Origin of the sequence: Symbiopectobacterium purcellii (assembly GCF_019797845.1) — a bacterium.
Lineage (GTDB): Bacteria > Pseudomonadota > Gammaproteobacteria > Enterobacterales > Enterobacteriaceae > Symbiopectobacterium > Symbiopectobacterium purcellii.
Genome location: NZ_CP081864.1, coordinates 3220923 through 3242531 on the forward strand (window position 1 = coordinate 3220923; position 21609 = coordinate 3242531).

Annotated in this window: 16 protein-coding genes and 4 pseudogenes; 4 read left to right on the forward strand and 16 right to left on the reverse strand. The window is 48.1% G+C overall.

Translation table 11 applies throughout. From position 1 onward, the window contains the following. Positions 1 to 24: 24 nt before the first annotated feature. Entirely contained in the window at positions 25 to 1014 is a 990-nt protein-coding gene (locus tag K6K13_RS15115; protein ID WP_222157734.1) for a DUF6896 domain-containing protein, read from the reverse strand. Positions 1015 to 1214: 200 nt separating this feature from the next. After that, positions 1215 to 1439: a hypothetical protein gene (locus K6K13_RS15120; protein WP_222157735.1), complete on the reverse strand. Its 225-nt coding sequence runs from the start codon at positions 1437 to 1439 to the stop codon at positions 1215 to 1217. 308 nt (positions 1440 to 1747) lie between these two features. Here K6K13_RS15120 and K6K13_RS15125 point away from each other — a divergent pair, with 308 nt between their 5' ends. Next, positions 1748 to 2224 carry a hypothetical protein gene (locus tag K6K13_RS15125; RefSeq protein ID WP_222157736.1) on the forward strand — a complete coding sequence of 159 codons (477 nt, stop codon included), beginning with the start codon at positions 1748 to 1750 and terminating at the stop codon, positions 2222 to 2224. Positions 2225 to 2655: 431 nt separating this feature from the next. Here the strand turns inward: K6K13_RS15125 and K6K13_RS15130 are convergent, their stop codons facing one another. Then, complete coding sequence (locus tag K6K13_RS15130; RefSeq protein WP_252120314.1) at positions 2656 to 2955, reverse strand: type ISP restriction/modification enzyme; 300 nt, start codon at positions 2953 to 2955, stop codon at positions 2656 to 2658. Positions 2956 to 3047: 92 nt separating this feature from the next. Between K6K13_RS15130 and K6K13_RS15135 the strand changes: the two genes are divergently transcribed. Continuing rightward, positions 3048 to 3971 carry an IS5 family transposase gene (locus K6K13_RS15135; RefSeq protein ID WP_222157231.1) on the forward strand — a complete coding sequence of 308 codons (924 nt, stop codon included), beginning with the start codon at positions 3048 to 3050 and terminating at the stop codon, positions 3969 to 3971. Positions 3972 to 4045: 74 nt separating this feature from the next. On the opposite strand, the gene K6K13_RS15140 is transcribed toward K6K13_RS15135, so the two are convergent. Next, positions 4046 to 5071, reverse strand: a complete 1026-nt coding sequence (locus K6K13_RS15140) for a type ISP restriction/modification enzyme (RefSeq protein WP_222157737.1) — start codon at positions 5069 to 5071, stop codon at positions 4046 to 4048. Positions 5072 to 5150: 79 nt separating this feature from the next. On the opposite strand from K6K13_RS15140, the pseudogene K6K13_RS15145 reads away from it, so the two are divergent. After that, a pseudogene (locus tag K6K13_RS15145) lies at positions 5151 to 5890 on the forward strand (IS5 family transposase). Between the two features lie 3 nt (positions 5891 to 5893). On the opposite strand, the gene K6K13_RS15150 reads toward K6K13_RS15145, so the two are convergent. From K6K13_RS15150 to guaB, 9 genes and pseudogenes are all read right to left on the reverse strand, one after another. After that, positions 5894 to 8605 carry a helicase-related protein gene (locus K6K13_RS15150; RefSeq protein ID WP_222157738.1) on the reverse strand — a complete coding sequence of 904 codons (2712 nt, stop codon included), beginning with the start codon at positions 8603 to 8605 and terminating at the stop codon, positions 5894 to 5896. Continuing rightward, positions 8606 to 9511, reverse strand: coding sequence for a restriction endonuclease (locus K6K13_RS15155; RefSeq protein WP_222161121.1), 906 nt, complete (start codon positions 9509 to 9511; stop codon positions 8606 to 8608). It lies immediately after the preceding gene. A 492-nt stretch (positions 9512 to 10003) separates the two neighbouring features. Then, the gene (locus K6K13_RS15160) at positions 10004 to 10249 is read right to left on the reverse strand and encodes a hypothetical protein (RefSeq protein ID WP_222157739.1); all 246 of its coding nucleotides are present in this window, start codon (positions 10247 to 10249) and stop codon (positions 10004 to 10006) included. 265 nt (positions 10250 to 10514) lie between these two features. Beyond that, positions 10515 to 10940 carry a HigA family addiction module antitoxin gene (locus K6K13_RS15165; protein ID WP_222157740.1) on the reverse strand — a complete coding sequence of 142 codons (426 nt, stop codon included), beginning with the start codon at positions 10938 to 10940 and terminating at the stop codon, positions 10515 to 10517. 82 nt (positions 10941 to 11022) lie between these two features. After that, positions 11023 to 12126: pseudogene (gene trbL, locus K6K13_RS15170) on the reverse strand (P-type conjugative transfer protein TrbL); the annotation flags it as partial. Between the two features lie 83 nt (positions 12127 to 12209). Continuing rightward, a pseudogene (locus K6K13_RS15175) lies at positions 12210 to 13357 on the reverse strand (IS3 family transposase). A 64-nt stretch (positions 13358 to 13421) separates the two neighbouring features. Next, positions 13422 to 13790: pseudogene (locus K6K13_RS15180) on the reverse strand (Arm DNA-binding domain-containing protein); the annotation flags it as partial. A 305-nt stretch (positions 13791 to 14095) separates the two neighbouring features. After that, positions 14096 to 15673 (reverse strand): glutamine-hydrolyzing GMP synthase, encoded by a 1578-nt coding sequence (guaA, locus tag K6K13_RS15185; RefSeq protein ID WP_222157742.1) that lies wholly within the window; start codon positions 15671 to 15673, stop codon positions 14096 to 14098. 111 nt (positions 15674 to 15784) lie between these two features. Continuing rightward, entirely contained in the window at positions 15785 to 17248 is a 1464-nt protein-coding gene (gene guaB / locus K6K13_RS15190) for an IMP dehydrogenase (RefSeq protein ID WP_222157743.1), read from the reverse strand. 181 nt (positions 17249 to 17429) lie between these two features. On the opposite strand from guaB, the gene xseA reads away from it, so the two are divergent. Then, the gene (gene xseA / locus K6K13_RS15195; protein WP_222157744.1) at positions 17430 to 18806 is read left to right on the forward strand and encodes an exodeoxyribonuclease VII large subunit; all 1377 of its coding nucleotides are present in this window, start codon (positions 17430 to 17432) and stop codon (positions 18804 to 18806) included. Here the strand turns inward: xseA and K6K13_RS15200 are convergent, their stop codons facing one another. The 3 genes from K6K13_RS15200 to der form a co-directional block, all read right to left on the reverse strand. After that, entirely contained in the window at positions 18807 to 19037 is a 231-nt protein-coding gene (locus tag K6K13_RS15200; RefSeq protein WP_222157745.1) for a zinc ribbon domain-containing protein, read from the reverse strand. Between the two features lie 19 nt (positions 19038 to 19056). Continuing rightward, positions 19057 to 20016: an AEC family transporter gene (locus K6K13_RS15205; protein WP_222157746.1), complete on the reverse strand. Its 960-nt coding sequence runs from the start codon at positions 20014 to 20016 to the stop codon at positions 19057 to 19059. Between the two features lie 90 nt (positions 20017 to 20106). Beyond that, entirely contained in the window at positions 20107 to 21591 is a 1485-nt protein-coding gene (gene der, locus K6K13_RS15210; RefSeq protein ID WP_222157747.1) for a ribosome biogenesis GTPase Der, read from the reverse strand. Positions 21592 to 21609: the final 18 nt, after the last annotated feature.

The following is a 21609-nucleotide window of genomic DNA, read 5'->3' on the forward strand; positions in this document are numbered from 1 at the left end:
TTGAGGTAGTGTAGATAAGAGCGCTTAAAGCGCCCTTTTTTTACGACGGAGGCGTTGATGCCTTAAATCACTCTCTCCTTTGCGTCCATTCATCAGGTAGTGTACCTCGCAGAGTACACGGTATCGGGAAAAGAATGCGGCAAGCGCGCCATGTAACTCATGAGCCCAAGTAAGGCGATCCATGCCAAGTTCAAAGAACTGACGTACTGCTGAGGCATCTTCACGGCGGTGGAAAACATCATTTCGCAACTCTCGGAGAGGATCGGCATGTTTCTTCATCATCCTTCCTAGATTATCCGACATTGGGATGAGCGCTTTGAACGTTGCAGGCCGATCTTCTCCAAGCAAAAGGCGCATTTTAAGATCCCCAAATCCCTCGCAAGTGGCTCTTAAAAAACCAAGCCACGTCGAAAGATAGATCCGGTGATCGACCTTTTCTCGTTGACTAAGGTAATTGTTTTTATCCCCCTTTTTACTGAGCGCCCTATAATTTTCAAGCATAAGATCTGCTGCCTGGAAAGTATGAGCGTACAGTGTGAAGACAGGATCTTGGTTACGACTCGGAAGCACATCACCGGGAAGACGTGAATCAATATCAATAGCAAACATACTAGGCTTGTTTGCCAGGTAACACAGGTCAAGCCCTACACAAACTAACGCCCCCGTAGAGAGAGCGTTCTCGAGACTCTCGGCAAGCTCAGTTTCACTATCAAAGCCATACGTTGCGAGTTCATTGCCGGCAAATTGGTAAAGCCACCATAAATTGAACTCCCCAATTTCCCCGTGTTCACCAAAATCGAAATCAATGCATCCTTCTTCAAAGCTCACTGCACACCCGGCACCGTGTTTATAATATTCTCCACCGCCGTCGAGCGTTCCACGAACAGGAATATCCATTTTAATCCAGTTATAACAACTGGATGGCAAAGGAATGCCTGACCGATACATTAATTGAACTGCAGCCATAACGTTTTTTTGAAAATCAGAAATTAAATGCGCGAGTCCATCATCCATATTTTCTCCGGCTATGTCATAACGGTGTCACACCATAAATTTATTTCTGCATTAATGTGATTATTAAGAATTATGCGATGACAAACCATGATAAAAATAAAAAAGCCCTCAATGATGAGGGCTTAGCGATGTTTTACTGCTTATACGTGCCGGCTGTTGCCAGACGCGAAATCACTCCCACTCGATCATAAACAAAACAATTAATCTATTATAAAACATACAGTTAAAATATGGTGAAATAGAAAAACCATGAAAAGTACCATGTAGCGTAAAAATGTTAAAGAAGTTGGATTATCTTTATCATCCAAAATGGCCAACTCATCCCTATTACTATAATGAACAACCTCTACCAGCAACTCCATCGCATAAGACGAATCAGCTTGGAAAAGCTCTGCCATCGCCTCATAATCACCACGGTCTTTCATCAATCGAACCCTAGTTCGAAGATACCCTCAGCCGCAAGAAAGAACAGCATACTCAGGCCACTACAAATCCGTCCGCTTCTGGCCGGTACTGCTTGTTACAACTGACAGAAATCCTCCAGAAGCAGCTATTCGCCCAGCATCTATAAGCATCGTGGTCAGCGATTATGATCGTTAGGTCTACTTTTAATCGCAACTCTCATTACTTTGAGGTATCTTTGCTAAAAAGAATATAATCTGTCAGTTGGGAACCACTATCAGATTTGTTCCAAATGCCTATAAAAATCAAGAGAAGCTAAGGATCAACTGCAATGTCACTAATGAGGATTAACCATGTACGAAATGAGATTAAAAAACTTGAAGCAGTTATTAGTAATCTAACAAAAAACTACCACGTCAACTTTAAGGAATACGATTCACAGCTTCAAAGTGTTGAAGTCTTTTTCAATGAAAAAATAAAAGAGGCACAAAATTCTCAAAACTGGGACACATTATATGACATCAACACACAAAAACGCATATATACCCAGCCTCTCGAGCACCTAGAGTCGCTAGCAAAATTCCAAAACGAATTGATGCTGGTAAAACATACTGCACTGATTGAAAATATGATAGTTAAGATTTTTTGGTGCTTGACCTGCCTGTTAAAAAAAGAAGAGTACAAAAATAAATATTTCATTGAGATTAATAATTTCTCTGATAGCTTTGAAGCAGCCAGTAAGATTTCAGAATTAACAGACGGAACGATAAATCTAAAAAAAAATTCTGGTACTTATATGAAACACTAAAAACAATAAGGAACAGTATTGCCCATGGAGATCCACTTTTTGAGATGAGCTACAGAAGATCCACGAAATTCAACGCTGAAATAGACATTATCTATCTTTCGTCCGAGAAGAACAGATGCGAGCATACTAAAGATATATACCCAAGCTTATTACACCCGACTAAAGATAAAAAATCAATTTGGTTTTGCTGCCTGAAAAGTGACCTAAGCGGTTTAAATAAACTAAACAGTAGATGCTTGATTTTTGTAGAGGAAGTGAGAAATATCTATCTGGAGTATGGGGTCCAAAATGGATTTTCAACACATCAACTTTATGGTTGCCGACCATAGATTTTTATTTTAACGAATTAAAAATGGATGGAAATAATATTATTATACTAATAAAGGGAGCTAGTTCAGGATGGGAAATAACCATCCTGAACTATTGTTACGCTATATTTCGAGCTTAGGTAGATTATTAATAATCTTTTGCGTTTCAAGACTGACAGTGATGATCCGCAGGAACAGCTCTAACGGGTATCGAGGGTTGTCCATTGTTTCAATTGCCCAATCATTAGCATCATTAACAATCCCGCTATCCTTGTGTTTCGAAACGCTTTGGCGCTCCATAACCCACTCAAGAGCAGGTTTACCATTCACAATGTAGTCATAGGCTTCAACGGGAATGTTTTTTATGCGAATCTTATTATTATAGATGACAGTGCTTTTTTCATCTTTTTTGGCAAATTTCATTTTTTCAACATAAAAATGGCTTTGTTGAATAAATAGAACTTTTAGGTGAGCATCTGCTCAGATCACTACCGTCATTTCAACATCTGCACCCCATGGCAAAGCAAAAATTTAAAATCACCAACTGGTCTACGTACAACAAAGCTCTCAAGCTGCGCGGGTCTCTGACAATATGGCTGGATGAGTCGTCCGTTTCTGCATGGACGGAGAAAACAACGCCTGAACGGCGTGGCCGGCCGCGTCACTACTCAGATATGGCTATCACCACTGTTCTGATGATGAAACGCGTGTTTGGCCTTTCGCTAAGGGCTTTACAGGGCTTCGTTGACTCCATTTTTAAACTGATGGGGCTGCCGCTAAGATGCCCAGACTACTCGCTGCTCAGCAAGCGAGCAAAGACCGTTAAAATCAGCATAAAAACGCCGACCCGTGGTGAAATCTCCCATCTGGTCATTGACGCAACCGGCCTGAAGGTCTTTGGCGAAGGCGAATGGAAAGTCCGGCAGCATGGTGCAGAAAGACGGCGGGTGTGGCGTAAGCTGCATCTGGCCACAGACAGTGTGACGCATGAAATTATCTGTGCTGATTTGTCACTCAGCGGCACGACTGATGCTCAGGCTCTACCGGGCCTGATAAACCAGACCCACCGGAAAATCAGGGAAGCGTCGGCTGACGGCGCTTACGATACCCGCTACTGTCATGATGTGCTGCTGAGGAAGAGGATAAAGCCTCTTATTCCTCCACGACGTGGTGCGCAATATTGGCCAGACCGATACCATGAGCGTAATCACGCGGTTGCGGATCAGCGTCTAAGCGGCAGTAACGATGTCTGGAAAAAGAAAGTGGGCTATCATAGACGCTCAGTGGCTGAAACAGCGATATTCCGGTTCAAAACGCTTCTGGGCGATCATCTAAGTCTACGTGACTATGATGCGCAGGTAGGTGAGGCAATGGCGATGGTCAAAGCGCTTAACAAAATGACGCTGTTAGGCATGCCGAACAGCATCCGGATCGCATAACAATCGATCTGCTAGGGGAGCTGTAGTCACAAGTTCTGATTTATTCAACAAAGCCCATAAAAATCATCTTTACCTCATTGAGAGTAAAGTAAAGAACCAGTATCAATAGTCGCTTTATATGGCTCAACTGTTTCGTAGTTTAAATGTAAGTCAGCCAGATCACGACCAGCTTTAGCGTAGCTCAAAAAATCCTCATATTTCTTCACACATGGAATACGCGGAAGCTCTTTAGATAAATTATCAATATATCGATCAATGTAATTTTTATTATTCAATAGTGCATGTGTATAATAAAAAACATCCAATTTGCTAATAGATTTTTCATTATAAAAATTGCAAAAATGCATCAATCCAAAATCAGAAATGGCATCCCTTCTAGATACTTTATTAAAAGATTTACTGCATTGACTCTTATAAAAAAGGTCTTCAGTCTTACTAGAGGGCTCCGAATCGTCGTAGATATATAGTGGAAAACATTGTCCTTTAGATATCATCTCATAGTCTGGTATTGTATTTACAATAATAGCACTGAATTTTTTGGTCGCACCTCTACCTATAACACAAATTACAAGATTATCTGAATCTTTCTCAGGAAATATTTGAGGGATCTGATAAACCCTCTCATTTAATTGGCGATTAAAATAAAGCCAAGATTTCGTATATGGTCTATACATCGACATTCTTATGTTGTCTGGGTTTAAATCTATAACCTTACCTTTTCTTAAGCTTTCTTTTAAGTTTGCCGTCCAACTAATATTCTCTGGATTATTGTCAATAAAACCAGACAAATCCTTATCATTTATATTTGACAAGCCTGTCAATCGACCTCTATCACGATTGTACGTCGCAATTAGCTTCATGATGTTTGTCTCTAGAGATTTTTTTGAATACTGATAACACCATGAGTCTCTGGTCGTTAGAATCCCTTGAGAAAAATTCACAAAAATCGAAACTGAACTTTTGTCTTTTTTATTACCTATCTCAATAAAGTCACTAAAACTATCATCACGCTGATTAAGCCAGTCATTATTAGAATCAGGTGTAATGACCTGCCACCCATGAACTTTTTCAATACCATTGATACTAGGGCCTGTTGACAATCATCGCCAAGAACCTGTTTTTTTGTAAAAGAATCTGTTTACATTCTGTCTTTTTTGGAAAAGCAGAATGCCAAGATTGATGCTCAGTGATGACCAATACGAACGGATTAGCCCGTTTTTGCCGGGAAAGGATTCGGAGCCGGGACGAACAGCAGCAGATAATCGGCTTTTTGTCGAAGCGGTTTTATGGATCGCCCGAACTGGAAGCCCATGGAGAGATTTACCACCCGATTTCGGACTCTGGAACAGTGTGTACAAACGCTTTGCCAGATGGTCACGGGCAGAAATATGGCATTCCGTTTTTGCTGAACTTGCGGGCGATGCCGATTTCGAGGAAATCTTCATCGACAGCACTATCGTACGGGTTCATCAGCATGCAGCGGGCGCTCCCAAAAAAACGGTGACCAGTCGATTGGTCGTTCTCGCGGGGGATTGACAACCAAGATTCACGCTCTGGTTGATGGGCTGGGCATGCTTGCCCGTTTTAGTTTGACTGGTGGTCAAAAGAGCGACACCAGAGAAGCATTGCCTTTACTTGGTGAATTGAAACCTTCAAGCTTGGCTGCAGACAAAGCCTACGATACGAATGTGATTCTACAATATCTGGAGTCGGTAGGCATTCAGGCTGTCATCCCCAGCAAAGAGAATCGCCGTGAGCAACGCCCACTGGACAAACATCTTTACGCTTCACGCAATTTGATCGAACGTTTCTTTTGCCGTATCAAGCAATTTCGACGCGTAGCTACACGCTTCGACAAACTCTCAAAACGCTTCGCATCATTCGTTGCGCTCGCTGCTGCATTCGTCTGGCTGTGTTAATTGTCAACAGCCCCTAGCAAAATCAGAAATCTTCTCCAGTTTTTCCTCACGAGTCAAATAGTCACCAATATCATGGAAATAAATCTGCCCAGTTTGGGCTGCAGCAGGATTCTTCACCAGAATAGCAATAACAATCGGAGTTCTGGTTCCCTGCCCAAAAACGTTATCTTTTTCCTTGCGGCGAACTTCTCCTGACGTTCTCGCATTTCCCCTCAAATGGAAAAAATACAAACTACTGAACTCTTCCGCCAGACACTTACGCAGTCCATCAGCAGAGTTAGAGTCGATATATCCGCCATTAGTCACAAAACCGACAACACCTTGTTCTCCAATACGGTCACTTGCCCAGCGAATAGCCCGAATATAAGAGTCATATAAGTTTTTTTGCAGTGTTGCTGATGAATACTCTGCATACGTATCGGATATCCTCTTATCTAAATGAGGGTAGCTAATATTCTGGTTATTATCATTCTCTGATCTCTGACCCGCTGAATAAGGTGGATTCCCGATGATAACCCGAATATCCAGTGCCTTCTGCCGCTTACGGCGTTCACTGTTATCAACCAGAACTTCACTGACCAGGTCATCCTTCTCATACATTTCAAAGGTATCTGTCAGACAAATTCCTTCAAACGGCGTGTACTCTAATTCTTCAGTGATACCGTGATACACCGCTTCAATATTAATTGCCGCAATGTAATAGGCTAACAGGACAATTTCGTTGGCATGGATTTCATTTTTAAACTTGTAAGCCAGTTTATCTGACGGGATCAAACCACTTTGCAGCAAGCGGGTGATGAACGTACCGGTTCCGGTGAACGGATCAAGAATATGCACACCTTTGTCGGCCAGCGTCTGTCCGAACTCCTGTATCAGTACGTCATTCACACTGTGAATAATAAAATCGACCACCTCGACAGGGGTATACACAATCCCCAAGCGCTCCGTCATTCTCGGGAAGGCGTTCCGGAAGAACTTGTCGTACAGCTGCACGATAATCTGCTGCTTACCTTCTGCGGTGGTGATGCCATCAGCCCGCATTTTTACCGACTCATAGAAGCTGTTCAGTGTGCTGGCTTCTTTTTCAAGATGATGCTCCTGCAACGTGTTCAGCACGTTCTGCATAGCCATACTCATCGGGTTATGGTCAGTGAAATTGTAATCCGCAAATAGAGCATCAAAGACCGGCTTGGTTATCAGGTGCTGTGCCAGCATTTCAATGATTTCATCGTCGGAAACGCTGTTATTCAGATCATCACGCAGTTCATCCGCAAATGCCCTGAACGCGCTGATTTCAGCCGTATTAGCGGGATTTTCCAGAATACCGTGGATCCGGTCGATATGGGTGCGGGCAATTTTGGCAATATCGTTCGCCCAGTCTTCCCAATGATGCCGGTTACCGCATTTTTTAACGATTTTTGCGTACAGGGCACGCTCAATCTCACCGACAGAAAACTCAATATCAAATTGTTCAGGATCGGGACTAACTGCTGAACCGATACCACTGCTTTTACGCGCCTTGCCTGCCAGCTCGGATTTTTTCGTCTGCCGCTTAATTTTCTTAACGACTTTATCGGCAACAGCGATCACTTCCATTCTGCCGGTGTCTTTCCCGTTAAACTCCAGCTTGTTGATCATGGCATCAAAGCGGTCATCATGCGCCCTGAGCACATTCAGTACCTGCCAGACAACACGGTAGGCCTGATTATTGTTTAAGGCATTTTCCGGTTCTTCTCCGGCGGGAATGACAACAGGCAGAATGACGTAGCCCAGCTCTTTACCCTCAGCACGGCGCATAACACGCCCAACAGACTGCACCACATCCACCTGAGAGCTTCTCGGCGTGAGAAACAACACCGCATCCAGAGAAGGCACATCCACACCTTCAGATAAACAACGGACGTTGGACAATATCCTGCAGGTATTGTCCGGTGTCTCTTCTTTCAGCCACTCAATTTTGGACTTCTTCTGCGTGGCATTCATGGCGCCGTCAACGTGCTGAACCTGACACTGAAGCATTAATGCCGGATCAATTTCCTTATCCGGCACGATTTCCCTAAGATGCTCAATCTCTGATGCCTGATAGGCCTCAACCACTGCTCCGAACATTTCCGTGATCAGTTTAGAGCTGACCTTGTGCGCCTTTCCGCGAAAATCTTTTTCTATCACCTGACAGAAGGCCACCGCCCGTTTCATCGCCTCAGGATGAACACCGTCTGTACCCGCCAGCCCCTGTTTTGCCAGTGCTTTCCAGCAACCGACAATTTTTGCCGCATCATCCACTTTGAGCTGATTATTTTCATCTCTCAAAAGGGACTGGATACGGCGGCTGATATGGCTTTCTTCTACAGCAAGCACAATGACTTTGTAGTCGCAAAGAATGCCCAGTTGGACGGCTTTAGAAAACGTAATGACATATAAATCTTCACCGAACCACTTTTCATTATTCATAGAATATACGTTTTCTACACCCTCGGTATTTTCAGCTTCGTCACTATAAATACGCGGGGTTGCCGTCATATATAGCCGTTTGTTACCGGCGATATAAGCGTTGTCGTGAATACGGACAAAAGCAGATTCATTATCACCTTCAAAGGTCGCGCCCGTTGTACGGTGCGCTTCATCGCAAATGATGAAATCAAACACAGGGAAGCCCAGTTTTTGCGCCTGATGAATAACCTCAACAGAGTGATAGGTAGAAAACACCACGTTCATTTATGGCTGCCTATCACTGCCGAAAATATCAGGCTGATTAAAGGCTTTTACGAGACTGTCCGCATTTGTGGTCGCCGGATATTTCAGGTCACTAATGCCGACGACAACATTGTCATCATGGTTTTTCTTACCGACATCACTGTCAGAGCAGACGGCAAAACAGCGCAGGTCAACCAGTGTATCCTGTGTCCATTCATCCAGCGTCTGACTCAGCAATGCCAGACTCGGAACAAGGAACAGGACCGTTTTACCCCTTCCGGCAACGGCTTCAGCGATACGTAGCGACGTGAACGTCTTTCCTGTGCCGCAGGCCATGATAAGTTTTCCGCGATCGGCGGTCGTAAGCCCTCTTTTAACGGCTTCCAGCGCGGGTATCTGATGAGCTCGGAGCTGTTTTTTTGCTTTCATCACCGGTTTATATGCCGGATCAAAATCAAACTGTGACCAGTCCAGTGCGCTTTGTTCAAGGTCAGTCAGGCTTAATGCGGTAACAGGAACAGCCTTGTCCCGCAACATGTTTTTGGCTTCTTCCGTCCAGTTATCCGTGGAGGCGACGATATACCGGAGTGTAAAATACTTTTTATCAGAAGCAGCCAGAAAGCTATCAATGTCCTTTTTTGCGATTTTAGTCTGATTGTAGTTTTTACACTGAATAGCATGAAACTCACCGGTTTTGGTCACTGCCACCAAATCAATACCGGCGTCTTTTTTAGTCGTAATGCCAACAGCATCACCGTACTGGGCAATCCATCCTGCATAACTGAGGACATCGCTGTACAGCTCAGCATATTTAGGTTCGTGAAGGAAATACTGAACACAAAGGTTTTCAAAGGTCGTACCTTTGTCACGCTGTGTCGGTGAGGCGAGTTCAATTTTCGTCAGTAACTCAGAGAGCGCATTAATTATTCATATCCTTGTTATGCTTTATTTAACTGGTTTGAACAGGTAAAAACGGTCATTCTTTTGTTAGAGAACTCTCCGACGATGGACTACACACATGGCTTACCATCTCAAGTTTGGTGTTAGCGAAGCGAAACACACCGAGAAAATTAAGACGCCGGAGTCTCAGGGAAAGGCAAAAAAATAAGTCGTGCCATGAGTTTGCTCATGTTGTGCCGATGCTTCTCAGTGTTCCGTTTCAGCGGTTCGAAATATAGACGATTTAAGTCGCTGGTAACACTGGTATCGAAGCTGTTCTCGCTGGTCTGACGAACAGCGATATACCTTCCAGCGAGAGAAAGAAACAGAAGTAAACTGAAAATTTTTAAATGTGCAAGCGACATTCTGGCAACTGGTAAGGTCTTCATTATGCGAAATCTGTGCCATAAGAGGTGAGGATGAATTTTGCCTTGCCCTTGTCTGTTGACAGGCTGGCGTTGAGTACAACCAGCATTTGCGTCACCAGGCCTTGGCTCGCTTTACAGGCAAAAATGTAGATATAGCTGTAGATGGTTGAAGAACACCAACCAAATTGAACCTGTTTGAGGCCTTGGAAATCATGCGTTTAATAGTAGCCACCCTGCTGCCAAAAGCCTCAAGAAAAACATTAGAAAAATTAACGAGATAAAATGGTTGCTCCACAAGTTTCGTTATGACTTGTTCAATTTCTACGGCGTTCATTTGCGTACAGATCTCGATTGGCATGTGACCGCCCTGCCGCTACTGGTGTGCAGTGAACTCATGTCAAATCCCAGGTTTTCTTGAAAATTTTTGACCGTAAGTTTAACAGAATGGAACCCGGTTCTATAGCAGGTTCAGTCTCAGTTTCAAGTTTCACAAGGCCCTGCTACCTATTTATGACCAGAACTGTAGGTTCAAGAAAAGACTTCAAGCAGATGCTGAAACTTTCATGACACTTGAAGGGCGGCCTTATCATTACTTATAAGGTAGCGCGGATTGATTATTTACATCATTGTTCCTGACAATCCTGCAACATCTGCAGATTGCTCCAAAAATCCTCATCAGTACCAAATACGGCAGCAAGAACTCGAGCCTCATCATCCGTAAGACGACGCAAACCGCAGATAATATCGTCAATATACTGCTTGCAGATACCCATAGCTTCCGCCAGTTCATCATGAGACATGTTCAGCGGTTTTAAGAATTCTTCTGTCAGCATTTCTCCCACTGTCACAGGCCCGGCAGTATCTGCTTTTGTGTAGTATGCAAGAATCTCAGAACGCCCCTGCTCATACGTCAGCTCACCTGAAATAATACATGCCTTAACGGACTCGTACAGTGGCGTACCCCTGGGGTCCATTCCTTCTAGTCTCAGGGAAGCCTCTGCTTTGCGGAAGCCCTCAATGCGTAACCGTGAATAGGGAGTACTGGACATGGTTTTTCCTTTGAGTTGCAGGAGTAAAGTTCGCTCAGTGAAAGCGTCAGTTCACGCTACCTCGTTAACTGACACTCGTGATTCAAGATTTATTATTGCCGGATAAGCTATCTCCGGCAAAATCATCATGCTCGCGGTTATCCCGACGAGTAGCTGTTTGTTTACGTATCTGAGTTGCCAACTCCCCTCCAATAGTCTGTTGGACACGAGAAGAATTGCCACTTCGCTTTATTGTCTGGTACTCAGCAGCGCCGTTAGCCATAATGCTTCCCATATGGCTTGCCATGCGGCCAGCACGCGAGAAGGATGCAGCAAAACCTTCGCTTCCCCCACTGGAGCTAACTTTACCGGATGGTTGCTCTCCCGACGAGTCTAAAGAACCGGTATCTTCACCGCCACCAATTAATCCACCGGAACCCGACTCTTCGGCCATGGCAGCTTGCGCAGACTCGAACGCTGCTTTTAATGCAGAGGCTCCACCGCTGACTTGAGCTGATGCCTCCATTGCCATTGCCCCAGCACCGCTGATGGCAGTAGCGGCAGCGCCGGTAATCATACCCGCCCCAAAACCACCAACCCCTTGTAAAGACGCCCCTCCAACAACACCTGATAACAACAGTGGCAACTTATTAGTTAATACTAATGGGATAATTGACGCCAGAAGCAAAACGATAAGGCTATTAAGATCAGGAACATCATTTTTAATAACAGAAAAGTATTGATCTATAAATGATTGTCCAATCCCAATAATTAATGTCATCGTGAATAATTGAATGCCAATCGATAAAACAGTTCGTAAGTAATTAGTTGCTATATCAGAGGTCCATTTCGAACCACCAAACCCAAGCAATATAACTCCTACATAACATAACACCCATGCAGAAACCAACATGATTAGCATATTTATCGCTATAAGGGACATCACTACCAGAACGATTATCGCGACTGTTATCATAATGGTAGATATCATTGGCGACCAAATTGATGCGGCTGAACTGACCTTTGTTAATATCGCAAACGCCATATCAACTATGCTTGAGGGCGAAATACCAGTACTTATTCCTAAAGCGTTTGCTGCAAGTTGTCTCATTGAATTAATTATGGATTGCGATATGGGTGGGCCGTTGATTAAAAGATAATAAAAAAAACCAATGACGGCAAAAAAGCGAACTATTTCAGCAAGTACGCCTTGAACCGCTATCGGTTTGTTAGACAGCTCAGAATCATTTAAAATGACTTAAAAAAGAGGTATGAATCGCTACGGGTAATCTAGACACTTTCGAGTCGTTGATAATACTGCTGTTCATATTCATTCGGCGACACCTGATTGCTCTAACCATGTCGACGCCTGCTGTTATAAAACATTTCGATGTAATCAAAAATATCGCTTCGGGCTTCCTCCCGCGTTCCGTAGATCCTTTTATTTATCCGCTCACGCTTGAGAAGCTGGAAAAAATTTTCGGCAACGGCGTTATCATGACAGTTGCCGCGTCTACTCATGCTACCTTCCAGACCATGTGACTTCAGGAATGACTGCCACTCGTGGCTAGTATATTGACTGCCTTGGTCTGAATGTATCAACACCTGTTTTTGCGGATTACGCCTCCACAGCGCCATTAGCAATGCGTTCAGCACGATGTCCTTCGTCATTCTGGCCTGCATCGACCAGCCAATGATTTTACGGGAAAACAGGTCGACCACTACCGCAAGATATAACCAACCTTCATGTGTTTTAACATACGTAATATCTGTCACCCAGCGTTCATCCGGTGCCATCGGGTTAAATTGTCTCTGGAGCTTGTTGGGTGTCACAATGCTCGCTTCGCTTTTGTACGATCTTGGACTGCGATAACCGACTTGAGCCTTTATTCCTGCACCGTGCATCAGACGCCAGACCCGGTTCGCCCCACACTGTTCACCGGTATCACGTAAATCCAGGTGAATTTTGTGATAGCCATATACACACCCAGATTCAAGCCAAAACTGCTTAATCAGCCCGGTCAGCTTCTGGTCTGTGTGGTATCGCCGTGAATGGGGTTGCTGAAGCCAGGCATAGAAACCACTCGGATGAACATCCAAAACACGGCAGAGCAAACGAACCGGAAAGTCACGACTGTTGTCACGGATAAAGACGTACCTCAGTCGGACAGCTTTGCGAAGTACGCCGCGGCTTTTTTTAATATATCTCGTTCATCCGTAACCCGTTTCAATTCTTTCTGGAGCCGTCGGATCTCGGCCTGAGCATCTGACTGTTCCTGATTGGCCGAAGAATCTGGGCCATACTTCTTTATCCACGCATAAAGACTGTGAGTGGTGATATCAAGGCGTGTTGCCACGCTTGCAACGGAATGACCACGATCAACAACCTGTTTGACTGCTTCAATTTTAAACTCGTCGGGATAACGCTTGCCGCTCATGGGTACCTCTTTTTTAAGTCATTTTAAATGACTCTGAGCTGTCTAACAAACCGATAGCGGTTCATACCGAACGCCGCATATCACGCGTCGATTCAGCCATTTGATAGCCACGTAACCATTTCTCAGCCCATGCGCCAAAAGTCTCCGCATCTTTGATACGCGCTTTATCTCTAGCTTTTTCCCTCGCAGGCGATCTTCCACCGGCAACCATCTTTTTAGCTTCGTTGAGCCGTTCACGCGCTTCAGCAAGCGTAATCCCTCCAACACCATAGCGGCCAAACGTAACGGTCTCTTGTCTTCCGTTTATTGAATAGTTGTAGCGAAATGAGATCGTTCCAGCCGGAGTCACCGCAACATACAGACCATCGCGGTCATTAACTTTATAGAGTTTCTCCTTCGGCTTAAGGTGACGCAGCCTGGTGTCAGTCAACATGGTTTATTGTTTTCCTCTATCAAAAAATACCATGTTGTAAAAAATTCAGAAAAGTTATTTAACTCTCTGTTTTTAATTGAGTTATAAAAAAAATACCATAACTCAACCGAAATTTATCACATGGTACTTTTTCAAACCTGAATTCGAAACCAGAGAGTACCATCAAAAATTCCATTGAAAAAACCGAGCTTCCCGTTGCTAACAGCTGCCAGAAAGTGCCAGACACAAAAACAAAAAAGCCCGCAGTTACGAGGGCTTAGAGATGTTTTACTGCTTTCACGTGCAGGGTGTTGCCAGACGCGAAATCATTCCCACTCAATCGTTGCAGGCGGCTTGCCCGACACGTCATACACTACGCGGGAAATACCATCGACTTCGTTGATAATGCGGTTGGAAACGCGGCCCAGGAAGTCATAAGGCAGGTGTGCCCAGTGCGCAGTCATAAAGTCGATCGTTTCAACGGCACGCAAAGAGACCACCCAGTCGTATTTACGACCGTCGCCCATCACGCCAACGGAACGCACTGGCAGGAACACGGTAAAGGCCTGGCTTACTTTATGGTACAGGTCCGCATTGTGCAGTTCTTCGATGAAGATGGCATCGGCACGGCGCAGCAGATCGCAGTACTCTTTCTTCACTTCGCCCAGCACTCGCACCCCAAGGCCCGGGCCGGGGAACGGATGGCGGTACAGCATGTTGTACGGCAAGCCCAGTTCGAGACCAATTTTACGCACTTCGTCTTTGAACAGCTCTTTCAGCGGCTCAACCAGACCCAGCTTCATCTCTTTTGGCAAGCCACCCACGTTGTGGTGAGACTTGATGACGTGCGCTTTACCGGTCTTGGACGCCGCAGATTCAATCACATCAGGATAAATGGTGCCCTGCGCCAGCCATTTCACCTCGGTCTGCTTGCTCGCTTCTTCATCGAACACGTCGACGAACACCCGACCAATGATTTTGCGTTTGGCTTCAGGATCGTTTTCACCGGCCAATTCAGACAGGAAACGATCTTCCGCCGCCACGTGCACAATATTCAGACCAAAGTGATCGCCGAACATTTCCAACACCTGGTCCGCTTCGTTCAAACGCAGCAGGCCGTTATCCACGAACACGCAGGTCAAACGATCGCCAATGGCACGGTGCAGCAGCATCGCGGTAACAGAAGAATCGACACCACCGGACAGGCCCAGAATAACGCGATCGTTACCAATCTGTTCACGCAGGCGCACTATCGCGTCATCGATAATTTTTGCCGGCGTCCACAGCGCATCACAGCGGCAGATGTCACGCACAAAGCGTTCCAGGATGCGCTGTCCCTGACGGGTGTGCGTCACTTCCGGGTGGAACTGTACGCCGTAAAAGCGTTTCTCTTCGTTAGCCATAATGGCAAACGGGCAGGTATCGGTGCTGGCAACGGTAACGAAATCGGATGGAATGGCCGTCACTTTATCGCCGTGGCTCATCCAGACGTCCAGCAGCGGCGCACCGCTTTCACTCAGCGCATCCTGAATATCGCGCAGCAGCGCACTTTCCGTTTTGATTTCGACCTGAGCATAACCAAACTCACGCTCGCTGGAGCTTTCAACATGTCCACCCAGCTGCATTGCCATGGTCTGCATGCCATAGCACACGCCTAACACCGGCACACCGGCCTGGAACACATATTCCGGCGCGCGCGGACTGTTGTGCTCGGTGGTGCTTTCCGGGCCACCGGAAAGGATGATGCCGTTCGGGTTGAATTCGCGAATCTGTGCTTCGGTAACGTCCCATGCCCAGAGTTCGCAATAAACGCCCAGTTCACGCACGCGGCGAGCGACCAGTTGCGTGTACTGCGAACCAAAATCCAGAATGAGTATGCGGTGTTGATGAATATTTTCTGTCATGAGAGGCGTATTCCAAAATACGTAAGAAGCAAAAAATAAGAGAACCCGGCGAAGTTTACCGGGTTTCTGTCAAATCAGCCATCACATCGGCAGATTGGTCTGTGGGCCCAATCAACCCATCCGATAGTTCGGAGATTCCTTGGTGATGGTCACATCGTGCACGTGGCTTTCCTGAATGCCTGCACCGCTGATACGAACAAACTCGGCCTGAGTGCGCAATGCGTCAATGGTACCGCAACCGGTCAAGCCCATGCAGGAACGCAGGCCACCCATTTGCTGATGCACGATCTCTTTCAGGCGGCCTTTGTAAGCCACACGCCCTTCGATCCCTTCCGGCACCAGTTTATCCGCCGCGTTATCGCTCTGGAAATAACGGTCGGAAGAGCCTTTGGACATGGCACCCAGTGAGCCCATGCCACGGTAAGATTTAAAGGAACGGCCTTGATACAGCTCGATCTCGCCCGGAGATTCTTCCGTGCCCGCCAGCATAGAGCCTACCATCACACAGGCTGCACCGGCAGCGATGGCTTTAGCGATGTCACCGGAGAAACGGATGCCGCCATCGGCGATGACCGGAATACCAGTCCCTTCAAGCGCTTCTACCGCGTCAGAAATCGCGGTGATCTGCGGTACACCTACGCCGGTAACGATACGGGTGGTACAAATAGAGCCAGGACCAATCCCCACTTTCACCGCGCTCACGCCCGCTTCAGCCAGCGCTTTGGCACCAGCACCAGTGGCAACGTTGCCGCCGATAATTTGCAGATCGGGGTATTTGGCACGGGTTTCACGAATGCGCTGCAATACGCCCTCAGAGTGACCGTGCGAGGAGTCGATCAGCAGCACGTCAACACCGGCTGCAACCAGCGCATCGACGCGCTCTTCGTTGCCCGCACCCGCACCAACCGCCGCACCGACGCGCAGGCGACCGTGTTCGTCTTTACAGGCGTTAGGTTTACGCTCTGCTTTCTGGAAGTCTTTGACGGTGATCATGCCGAGCAGATGGAAACTGTCATCCACGACCAGCGCTTTCTCAACGCGTTTCTCGTGCATTTTTTGCAGCACCACGTCACGCGCTTCACCTTCACGCACCGTCACCAAACGGTCTTTCGGCGTCATCACGGCGCTTACCGGGCGTTCCAAATCAGTCACAAAACGCACGTCACGACCGGTGATAATACCAACCAGTTCGTTATCGTCGGTCACTACCGGGTAACCAGCAAAGCCGTTACGCTCGGTCAGCGCTTTGACCTCACGCAGCGTGGTGGTTGGCGTGACGGTTTGCGGATCGACAACCACGCCGCTTTCGTGACGCTTCACGCGGCTGACTTCTTCCGCCTGACGTTCAATCGACATGTTTTTATGGATGAAACCGATGCCGCCTTCCTGCGCGAGTGCGATGGCCAAACCGGATTCCGTCACGGTATCCATGGCAGCAGAGAGCATAGGAATATTCAGGCGAATCGTTTTTGTCAGTTGGGTAGTAAGATCGGCAGTGTTCGGCAGAACGGTCGAGTGAGCTGGGATCAGGAGGACGTCATCAAACGTCAGTGCTTCTTTGGCAATACGTAGCATGGGCAATATCTCATGTGGGGATGCGATAAAATATTGCCGTGGCATTATACAGAGCGTAATCGGTTGCCTCCAGCTTTTTTTATAAAAAAACTTGATTAACCTTTCAGGCAAGGTAGTATCGGTTAATTAACCCTCTGTTTTAAAATTTGATCTCGCTCACTAAATCGGGTTAGCCAACGCCATGTCCCAAGCGCCTTCATCCGCTATATTTACCGTCAGCCGCCTCAATCAAACCGTCCGGCAACTGTTGGAAATGGAAATGGGGCAAATCTGGCTGTGCGGCGAGATATCCAACTTGTCCCAGCCCGCTTCCGGCCACTGGTACTTTACCCTGAAAGATGAGCGCGCCCAGGTGCGCTGCGCCATGTTTCGCACCAGCAATCGGCGTGTGACGTTTCGCCCGCAAAACGGACAGCAGGTGCTGTTGCGCGCCACGATCACTCTGTATGAACCACGCGGCGATTACCAACTGCTGGCAGAGAGCATGCAACCCGCAGGTGATGGCCTGTTGCAACAACAGTTCGAACAGCTTAAGCAGCGGTTAGCGTCAGAAGGGTTGTTCGATCAGTCGTTCAAACAGGCGCTCCCCCGCCCAGCCAGCAGTGTCGGCGTCATTACGTCACCCAGCGGCGCGGCGCTGCACGATATCCTGCATGTGCTACAGCGGCGCGATCCCGCACTGCCGATAGTGATTTACCCTAGTCAGGTGCAAGGCGAAGAGGCTCCAATGCAGATTGTTCGCGCCATTCAGCGTGCCAATCAGCGACAAGAGTGTGATGTGCTGATCGTCGGGCGCGGCGGCGGTTCGCTGGAAGATCTCTGGAGCTTTAACGATGAACGGGTGGCTCGCGCCATCTTCGCCAGTCGTATTCCTATTGTGAGCGCGGTCGGCCATGAAACCGACGTCACCATTGCCGACTTTGTGGCAGATTTACGCGCCCCGACCCCGTCGGCGGCAGCGGAGTTGGTCAGTCGCGATCGCAACGAACTGCTGCGCCAGCTACATGCACAGCGTCAGCGGCTGGAAATGGCGATGGATTATTCACTGGCCCAGCGCCAGCGCGATTTCTCCCGACTCCACCACCGTTTGCAACAACAGCATCCGCAGTTACGCTTGGCGCGCCAACTCAATCAATTAATCACCCTGCGTCGCAGGCTCGATGAAAGTATGCAGCAGCAACTGCGTCGCGTGACCGTGCGCAGTGAACGGTTGCAGCAGCGACTGACACAGCAACAGCCGCTTTCACGAATTCATCGCGCGCAGCAACACCTGCAACAGATGCAGTACCAACTGCAGCGGCTTATCACTAGGCAACTGAGTGAGAATAAACAGCGCTTGGGTGAGGTTTGTTCCCATCTGGAAGGGGTCAGCCCGTTAAAAACGCTGGCGCGTGGCTATAACGTGACCACCACGCCCTCCGGGCAGGTCTTACGCGCTACGGCTCAAGCAGCACCGGGGGACACGCTAAAAACCCGGTTACAGGACGGCTGGGTAGAAAGCCAGGTTACTCAGGTAACGCCGGATGCCAAAAAGCGCGCACGGCACAAATCACCCTAGCTATTCCTGTACCGGCAGATAACTGAACAACACGCGTTGGCGTGAAATCAAACCGTGGCCATGTTGGCAAAAATAACTTACCGAACCACAAGCAGATAACGTTTGCAGAAGGTGTTGGCATTCCGGACAATGCGCTTGTTGCTGATAGTGGTGATGGCACTGCGGGCACTGAAACCGGCTGTCGTTCAGCCAGTTCAGGGCATGTTGGCAATGCGAACACGGGAATTCCATGGGCTCCTCCGTTTCAGGCTTAAGCGATGCCCCAGGCGCGTAACACATAAACCCCGAGCGCCGTGGCAAAAAACGATCCTACCGTGGTCATGGCGATGATATTGGCCGCCAGGGTAGCGTTCCCCCCCATGGCCCGCGTCATGGCATAGCTGCCCGCCGCCGTCGGGGTCGAGGCAAAGAGAAAGATTACCCCCAACTGCACGCCACGAAAACCGACCAGCCAGCCGCCGAGCGTCAGCAAGCCTGGCACCACCACCAGTTTGGCGACGGTGGAGAGCGCCGCAACATTGCTGGTGCGCAGCATGGTTTTGAAATCCAGACTGGCCCCGGCACACAGCAATGCCAATGGCAGCGCCAAGCCAGAGATTTGTTGACCCGTTTGCCGTACCACATCAGGCAGCGCCAAGCCAGACTGAGAATAGCCCACCCCCAGCAACAGCCCAATAATCAGCGGATTGGTCGCAATACTGGTCAACAGCGCTTTCTTACTGACGCGGCCACCATCCTGCCCTCGCCGTAAACTGCGCGTTAGGGTGATCACTGACAGCACATTGAACAAGATAACGGTGACGGTCAGGTAGAGCGAGCCGACCGCAATCCCCTGCTCACCGTACGCGCGCACCGCAAACGCCAACCCCATGATGCCGGTATTGGATCGAAAGCCTCCCTGAACGAAAATACCGCGCTCACGGGGATCTTTCACCAGATAAACGGCCGCATACTCGAGCAATAAAAATGTGGTTACGGTGCCTACGGCCCCATACAGGATCATCGGGAGATGCGTGGCAATCGACTGTTGGCTGGTCGCCACGCTGAAAAACAGCAGGAAGGGCAGCGCTAAATTAAACACCAGCTTCATCGCCGAATCGCAAAAGGCGTCATCCAGCTGCCCCAAACGGCGCAACCCCATACCAATCAACAGGATTAACAGGTTGGGCATGGTGACATTAAAGGCAAAACTCCAGGTTTCCCAAGACATAACGTACGCTTTCACACAGGGTTGACGATCATTGCGGATTGACAGGCGACCATAAAAATGGGGCGAATCATCGATTACGCCCCATTCCGGTTATTTGCCTTTCTTGATGTGCTGCATCAAGCGCTTACGCTTACGCAACTGATTGGGCGTAAGGGTATTACGCTTCTCGGCAAAGGGGTTTTCTCCCTCTTTGAACTGGATGCGAATTGGCGTCCCCATCACGTTCAGCGAACGGCGGTAGTAGTTCATCAGGTAGCGTTTGTAGGAATCGGGCAGATCTTTGACCTGGTTGCCGTGGATCACCACAATCGGTGGGTTGTAGCCCCCGGCGTGAGCGTATTTCAGCTTCACGCGACGGCCCTGAACCAGCGGCGGCTGGTGATCGTCAACGGCCATTTGCATGATACGCGTCAACAGCGAGGTGTTCACACGCTTGGTCGCGCAGGTATAGGCTTCGTGTACCGACTCAAACAAGTTACCCACGCCGCTGCCATGCAGCGCAGAGATAAAGTGCACGCGCGCGAAATCAATGAACCCGAGACGCAAGTCGAGCATGTCTTTCACCTGCTCTTTGATCTCTTGTGACAGCCCATCCCATTTGTTCACCGCGATAACCAGCGAACGCCCCGCATTAAGAATAAAGCCCAGCAGCGAGAGATCCTGATCGGAAATACCGTCGCGCGCATCGATAACCAGCAATACCACGTTGGCATCTTCAATCGCTTGCAGCGTTTTGATCACCGAGAATTTTTCGACGGTTTCCGTGACCTTGCCACGTTTACGCACCCCAGCGGTATCGATCAGCACATACTCGCGGCCATCGCGCTCCATTGGAATGTAAATGCTGTCACGGGTGGTGCCCGGCATGTCATACACCACCACACGATCTTCGCCCAGAATACGGTTGGTCAGGGTAGATTTGCCCACATTGGGGCGACCGACGATCGCCAGTTTGATCGGCATACTTTCCGGATCGAAGTTATCTTCAACATCCTCTGGCACATCGCTATTTTCGCCGAGCTGTTCAGCCCAATAAGCCGCATTAGCCTCTTCTTCCGTCAGTTCAACCGGTTCATCTTCCTGTTTGGCGTAAGGCAGCAATACGTTTTCCAGCAACGAGGTAACACCGCGCCCGTGGGAAGCCGCCATGGGATAAACCTCACCCAGCCCCAGCGAATAGAAATCCGCCATCGCGATATCCGCATCCACACCATCAATCTTGTTGGCGACCAGGAAGGTGGATTTCTCACGGCTGCGCAAATGCTGTGCAATGCCCAGATCGGCAGGCATCAGCCCGGCGCGCGCATCCACCATAAACAGCACAATATCCGCTTCTTCGATGGCGAGCAGCGACTGCCCCGCCATACGGGTTTCCACGCCTTCTTCCGAACCGTCGATACCACCGGTATCAATAATAATGAACTCCTGCCCTTCCACTTCAGCCCGGCCGTATTTACGGTCACGCGTCAGCCCAGGAAAATCTGCCACCAGGGCGTCACGGGTACGCGTCAGGCGGTTAAACAGGGTAGATTTTCCCACATTCGGGCGCCCAACGAGCGCGACGACAGGTATCATTTCACAACCTCATTTATT